The 6,336-nt window shown below is 51.1% G+C and carries 6 protein-coding genes and 1 pseudogene; 2 read left to right on the forward strand and 5 right to left on the reverse strand.

The window, feature by feature from the left end; all coding sequences use genetic code 11:
- Positions 1–220, reverse strand: a 220-nt coding sequence (locus tag AC1DUA_RS18985; protein WP_477501256.1) for a Pvc16 family protein, incomplete at its 3' end; no start/stop codon positions are given.
- Between the two features lie 118 nt (positions 221–338).
- The gene (locus tag AC1DUA_RS18990) at positions 339–2,540 is read right to left on the reverse strand and encodes an ATP-binding protein (protein ID WP_477501257.1); all 2,202 of its coding nucleotides are present in this window, start codon (positions 2,538–2,540) and stop codon (positions 339–341) included.
- Between the two features lie 132 nt (positions 2,541–2,672).
- On the opposite strand from AC1DUA_RS18990, the gene AC1DUA_RS18995 reads away from it, so the two are divergent.
- Both AC1DUA_RS18995 and AC1DUA_RS19000 read left to right on the forward strand, forming a co-directional pair.
- Positions 2,673–3,776, forward strand: coding sequence for a GGDEF domain-containing protein (locus AC1DUA_RS18995; RefSeq protein ID WP_477501258.1), 1,104 nt, complete (start codon positions 2,673–2,675; stop codon positions 3,774–3,776).
- A 94-nt stretch (positions 3,777–3,870) separates the two neighbouring features.
- A complete protein-coding gene (locus AC1DUA_RS19000) occupies positions 3,871–4,518 on the forward strand; it encodes an SOS response-associated peptidase (protein ID WP_477501259.1) in 648 nt (215 codons plus the stop codon).
- A gap of 204 nt (positions 4,519–4,722) precedes the next feature.
- Here the strand turns inward: AC1DUA_RS19000 and AC1DUA_RS19005 are convergent, their stop codons facing one another.
- From AC1DUA_RS19005 to AC1DUA_RS19015, 3 genes and pseudogenes are all read right to left on the reverse strand, one after another.
- Positions 4,723–5,091 carry a DUF1284 domain-containing protein gene (locus AC1DUA_RS19005; protein ID WP_477501260.1) on the reverse strand — a complete coding sequence of 123 codons (369 nt, stop codon included), beginning with the start codon at positions 5,089–5,091 and terminating at the stop codon, positions 4,723–4,725.
- Positions 5,092–5,147: 56 nt separating this feature from the next.
- A complete protein-coding gene (locus AC1DUA_RS19010; protein WP_477501261.1) occupies positions 5,148–5,720 on the reverse strand; it encodes an NUDIX domain-containing protein in 573 nt (190 codons plus the stop codon).
- A 219-nt stretch (positions 5,721–5,939) separates the two neighbouring features.
- Positions 5,940–6,336, reverse strand: a pseudogene (locus AC1DUA_RS19015) (hypothetical protein); the annotation flags it as partial.

Consider the following 6,336-nt stretch of genomic DNA (forward strand, 5'->3'; position numbering starts at 1 on the left):
GTGTTGTCCCCCGGGCAATCATATGGGTCTGGCGATTATCGCCGCTCTCCCGAACGTTGTACAAATAAAGAGATAAGTAGAAATCCCCTTTATCGACAGGCGAAGCAAGCCCAATCATTTCTGGCTGCGGAATGGGATCTGGTGTCATATTTTCTCTAAGCAGCTTCACTAAAGATGCGCTTACATCGGCAATTACTGAATAATCACCAATAGGAATCACTTCCTGCCTCAAAATACCTATGTAATGTGTTGAAATGGTAGGGAATATGTCACATTGTGTACCTTTTTCTATTATAATTGCAAAACGCAAGACTGACTATAGAAAGTTATATTAATTTCTAATATTCTTCCCACTCCTGTCTAGCCAAAATTTTACCTGACTTTTGCAGCTCATGGCGAATGGATTTAATAATATGCTGCATCCGGATCGGCTCGCCCGCTTCTGCGGCAAGAAAGGCGGAGGAGAGCACGACATTTTTAATGTTTCCGCCGGCAATTTCATACCGCTGTGCCAAATATCGGAAATCGACATCATCGCTGAGAGGCGCTGCAGGGGGAAACATGGATTGCCAGATTTTCTCGCGATACTCGCTATCGGGGAAAGGAAATTTAATGACGTAATTGATACGGCGCAAGAACGCTTCATCAATATTATTTAGTAGATTCGTAGCCAGCACCGTGATGCCTTGATACTCTTCCATCTTCTGCAAAAGATAGGCGGTTTCAATGTTGGCATACTTATCATGCGAATCTTTCACTTCCGACCGTTTGCCGAAAAGAGCATCGGTTTCATCGAAGAACAGCACTGCATTACTAAGCTGTGCCTCTTCGAAAATCTCGTGAAGATTTTTCTCCGTCTCGCCGATATATTTGCTAATCACCTGCGACAAGTCGACCTTGTAAAGCTCAAGCTGCAAGTCGCCGGCCACCACCTGTGCAGACATCGTCTTCCCTGTGCCCGGYGGTCCAGCGAACAGCATGCTGAGCCCCTTGCCGTAGGCCAGCTTCTTCTCGAACCCCCAGTCGTTGTACACGACGCCACGGTATTTGACTTGATTGCACGCATTGCGGAGCTGATCCTTCTGCTCAGGGGCGAGAATGATATCCGCCCACTGATAGCGAGGCTCAATGCGCGTCGCTTTGCGCTCCAGCTTGTGCTGCACCTGCTGGTAGCACGCCTTGTAGAGCGCATCGGTGCGCAGCGCAGCCGAATTGGCTTCCGCCTGCGGCTCACGCTGCCAGGCGGAGTATCCGCGCGCAAGCGTCAGCGCGCGGTGAATTTGCCCCGGGGTGAAGCGGAATTTCCCGCTCATCACCCGGGCATCCACGCCCGTGCTCACGCCAAGCTCGCGCGCGAATACTGTCCAAAGGCGCTCGCGCCCGCCTTCGTCCGGCACTTGCAGTTCATGCTCAAGGAGCAGCCGCTCCTTGGGCTTCCAGTTCATCCGGCTATATTTGCCGGCTAACAGAAAGATCATGCCGCCGTAGCCGTCAAGCAGCTCATGAAACCGACCGAGCCGCTGCTGCGCCGCAAGATCCGGCTCTTCGGGGTAGAGCTCTTCCAGCCGTGTGAAGCACAGCACGGCTTGGTGCAGAATCGCCTCGCGCACGATGGCGCTCACCTGCTCCTCAAAGCTTGTGGCATGCAGCAGCACATCCGCCAGATTAGCAATCAGCAGCGGCTTAGAGAAATGGCTGCTGAAGTGCTTGACCTGCAGCTTCTTGCCTGCGCCCGCATTCCCCCATAGGTGGAATGCGAGCCGTTTGCGCTCAGCTGCAGGGGCTTGCTGCTCCTCGCTGATGAAGCCACGCAGCCGCTGCTGAAAATCCTCTTGGACGAGCAAGGGGGCGAGTTCGTCGTCTGGGTACACCATCTCGACCGCTGGCTTCAGCTTCGGGTCGACTTCCCCGGAATCGAGCAGGAACGCTACGATTCGTTTGTCCAGCAGCAGCGGCTTGGATAACAGTGACTGGCCTCTGATATCATGCTCCTCACGCTGCAGCATGTATCGCGCCAGTCGGCCCTCGGGAGCAACGAACGTTGTTCGCGCTGCCCTCATGTCCTCCGGGTTGCTGCACGCAACTTGCAGCGCCAAAGAGATATTAGGCGTTTTGCTGGTTAAATCGTCTTGCAAGAAGCCGAAAATACGCTCATATTTGCGGTCTAATTCCACGGCTAGACCCAGCATGACGAACCGCTCCTCGATCGCGGACAACCCAAATACGGAGGCTGCATACGACAATGGCAGAAATACGCCTTTGTTGCGGCTTTCTTCGATCCGCCCGGCAATGTAGGCTTCCATCTCTTGGATGTCCTCCAAGAGAGCCAGTTCCTCCTCCTGGTGTTCTTCCTCTACCTCTTGTTCGCCGATAAGACGAATGAATTCGTCTTCGGACACAAACATCCCGCGAAACGAATCTGTTTGCGGGTCGGGGGTAAGCTTCTGCCGACGCTTATAGAGAAGCTCCAGCTTTTTATCCAGCAAAACGAGCTCGTCTTTATAATGTTCCCATGCGTGTATATAACCTTGAGCTGCCATAGCCCTCCTGGTGTTTCTATTTATAATTTTCATCGCTTGCCTAATCGGGTGGTTATTCTTTACAATGGTCTCACAAGGCACGAAAAATATTTCCACTATTTGCTAGCAAGAAAGGAAAGTGGCCTTTTTCTGATGGAACAACTTCCGGAAAATGATCATACTTGGAACCGAAAACTCATCCATCTATTATGGTGGATATTGCTTATCTATGAAGTAGCAGCTATGATCGGTTTTCTCTTTGATATCTATGAACAGCCTACCCAGTGGCTTCATAGCTTCCTGCGATTCCAAGTCATTCCGACTGCCTTGCAGCTTGCCCTCATGGGCGCCGGTTATCTGGCCATTCATTTCCTCAAAAGATACAGTGATTTTATCATGATTATATGGACCATGACCATGGTTTGTATCTATATTATGTGTATCCCTGAGCTGATGAGCTCTTACGAATTAGTTAGCATTCCGATTATTTTATCCTCTGTTTATTTTCAAAAGAAGTATATTATCTTCGCTTATAGTTTAGGCATTGCAAGTTTAACCGCGTTAGTGCTTAGCCAGGTGTACAAAGGTTATCTCATTACACCTTCCGAAATTATCGTTTCACTCACCGTTCTATCTGCTACAGCCCTTGTCTGCTTCGCTATTATGACGAAAGGCCGCATGCTGCATGCGCAGCTTGAAGCCTCCATTGTACGTGAGCAGGATCTGCTCATTCGCAACGTCATGATCGACAGGCTTTCCAAAGTAGATGCGCTTACAGAGTTGTTCAACCATCGCTCTTTCCAGGAGCATACGGACCATCTCATTTCGCATATGCCCTATGATACGCCGCTTGAGCTTGCACTGATGGATATCGATAATTTCAAAAAAATCAATGACACTTACGGCCACTGGGTTGGGGACGTTGTGCTCAAAACGATTGGCGGACTGCTCAAGGATGTGCTGGGGCCTGACGATATGTCTTTCCGATATGGCGGTGAGGAATTTGCCGTGCTGTTTGTAGGCAAGACCCACGAGGAAGTGCTGGCGGTGTGTGAAACCTTCATGCAGATTATCCGTGAAACGGATATCCCGGAGATGCCGGGGCGACCGTTAACAATGAGTATTGGACTCGCGCCTTATAATCGCAACACGATGAAGAAAGCCTGGTTCCAGCAGGTGGATGAGTGTTTGTATATTGCCAAAAGAAACGGGAAAAATTGCATTCATACGTATTTATCCGAACCATACACAGGGTAGCTGAGGGCGTAAAGCTCTCAGTTTTTTTATATGCTCATACATGATTTTGGTGAAATAGGAAAATAATAACCAAAATCAAATGAGGTGAATAATTGTGTGTCATTCTGTGTCTATTCTTGCTGACGTCAATGACGTCATGAAACAATTCCGTATCGACCGCCTGCTGTCCTATACGGCTAATCGATATGAGGTCGTACCGACTGAGTCGGTTTCTGCTATCATGATCAATCGCAAGGGAGAGCGTCTTCTGGATGAATTCCGTTGGGGGCTTATGCCTTTCTGGGCCAAAGATGCGGTTTGCGGGGAGCGCGATTCAATCTTTACGAACACAGCTTTCGAGCGCATTATCAAAAAACAGCGCTGCATCCTTCCCTGCAGTGGGTTCTATGTCCGTGTAACGGAGGGCAAGGAGACTCAGTGGGTGAAATTCAAAATGCGCAGCGGCACTTTCGGCATCGCGGGCTTATACGATGTCTGGCGGGCGCCAAGCGGTGAGGAGGAGCTTCGCACCTGCATGATGCTGATGACAGAAGCGAATCCGCTAGTCTCTCCTTACCATGGCCACATGCCTGCCATTCTCGATCAAGAGCAAGCCGAAAAATGGTTGGATCCAGAGCTGAAGGATAGCCGCTTGCTCCGCTCCTTCCTTCGCCCCGTCGATGATCTGCTGATGGTGGCAAATGTCTTGTCTTCTCCGGCAGAAAAGCTGGAGACTGGCTCGGACGTCAGCGTATTTGTCTAAAGGAAAGAGGCTGTCCCAGAAGTCAATGACTGAGGGATAGCCTCTTTTGTGTTTTTTGATGGGCGAAATCRGCGGATCATAGTTCCCATCGAAATGCCAAGTGGCTGTTTTTGAAGTAAATAGCGCCTCAGAGTTCCCCTAACATAAGGGTTCTGAGGGTGGTTAGCAAGCAGCTGAACTGTACTGAACTGGCGAGTCCCTTTATTAAGAAGTGACAGGTGGCAGCTCGCCGCCCTCCCCGATCAAGCGCACGCCTTCGGCACATACGCCGTAAGACTCCCAGCGGCAGGTGGCGCACAAGTGGCCAATGTCCTCCGGCTTCACATAGCCGGCTACTTTTGAGCAAATCTCGGACCAACTCAGCTCCATCCCAACTTGCAAGCCAAGTTTGGCTACGATTTCTGCATCGCGATCATAGACGGATCTATTCTCGCAATGCGCCACCTCATCCGTCGGATAGGCTGCGCACAGATCATCAGGACCAAGGACGACACGAATGATCGTGGCCGGCTGCTCTCGCAGCGTCTCGTATACACTCGTCATATTTTCACAGAATTCCTTGGAATATCCCATTCCCCGGTACCCTAACAAACAGAGCAGGTGATGCCCTCTGAGGCCAATCGGCTTCATCATGCTTGGACCTTGGGGATGCGGTACAATCCGTACCCGTCCATTTTTACAATAGGTTCTTTATCTTCAACAAGTCCAACGGTCGTAGAATGCAAAGCAACATCGATCAACCAGCGAGTGAAATCCGCTACCGGCATCGATTCCATCTCTTGAAGGCTATAAAAACCCGCAGCATCCACCTCTACCCCATCAGGTACAGGCTCGCCACTAACATAATCCAATTCAAAAGCTATGTACACATTATGAATGTTTCTAGGTAAATCTCGCACAGCAACCAGTCGGGTGACCTTGGCTGTGATGCCGCATTCCTCCAGCACTTCCCGCTCAATGGTATCTTGGATCAGCTCGTGCTGCTCAATATAGCCGCCCGGATTCGTCCATCTTCCCTTGCCGGGCTCTTGTGCTCTGCGTACAAGTAATATTTTCTCATCCTTGGTTACAAGTGCCCCTACACCAATACTGTAGTTGCCCCAGTGTACAAAGCTGCACGCCGTGCAAGCTCTTCTTACCGTACCATCCACATCGCGCGTCTCCATAGGAGCTCCGCAAGTCATACAAAACTTTGCTTCCATTCGTCTCATCTCCAAATTCGTGTAGTCATCTGTATGTAAGCTTACTGCTTCAGATGGAGGATAGGCAAATCCGATTCCGTTCGTTCTGGGTTCATTGTAACCGCTTTAGGAGATACTATCTGCGCTAGTCTTGTGATATCTCCCAATTGGGCTGATTCAGCTGTGTCAAAAGGCAGAAAAAGAGCCTCCAGCTGGAGGCTCTTGCTGCAATCTACAATTCTACACCAAAAACATAGCCACAACCGTCGTTACTGCGAGGCCGATCAGCACAGGCAGTAGATTCCGCCTCGCCAGCTCGAACGGACTGACACCGCAGATGGCCGCTGCCGGAATGAGCGCCCACGGAATCAAGGTACCGCCGCCGACCCAGATGGCGGCCACTTGCCCGAGCGCGGTCAGCACCGCCGCACCGGAACCGATGGCGGTTGCGAAGAGCTGCGCAATCGAGCCCGCGAGGGAGATGCCGGAGAAGCCAGAGCCGTCGAGGCCGGTAATCGCGCCTACGACGGTGAGCGTCACGGCGCCGACCGCGCCGTTCAGCGGAACGACGCCTGCGAGCGCGACGCCGAGGTCGTTCACGATTCCGTGCGAGCCCTCCGGAAGTATTTTACCGAAC

The sequence above is a fragment of the Paenibacillus sp. 01T422 genome, from assembly GCF_056398785.1.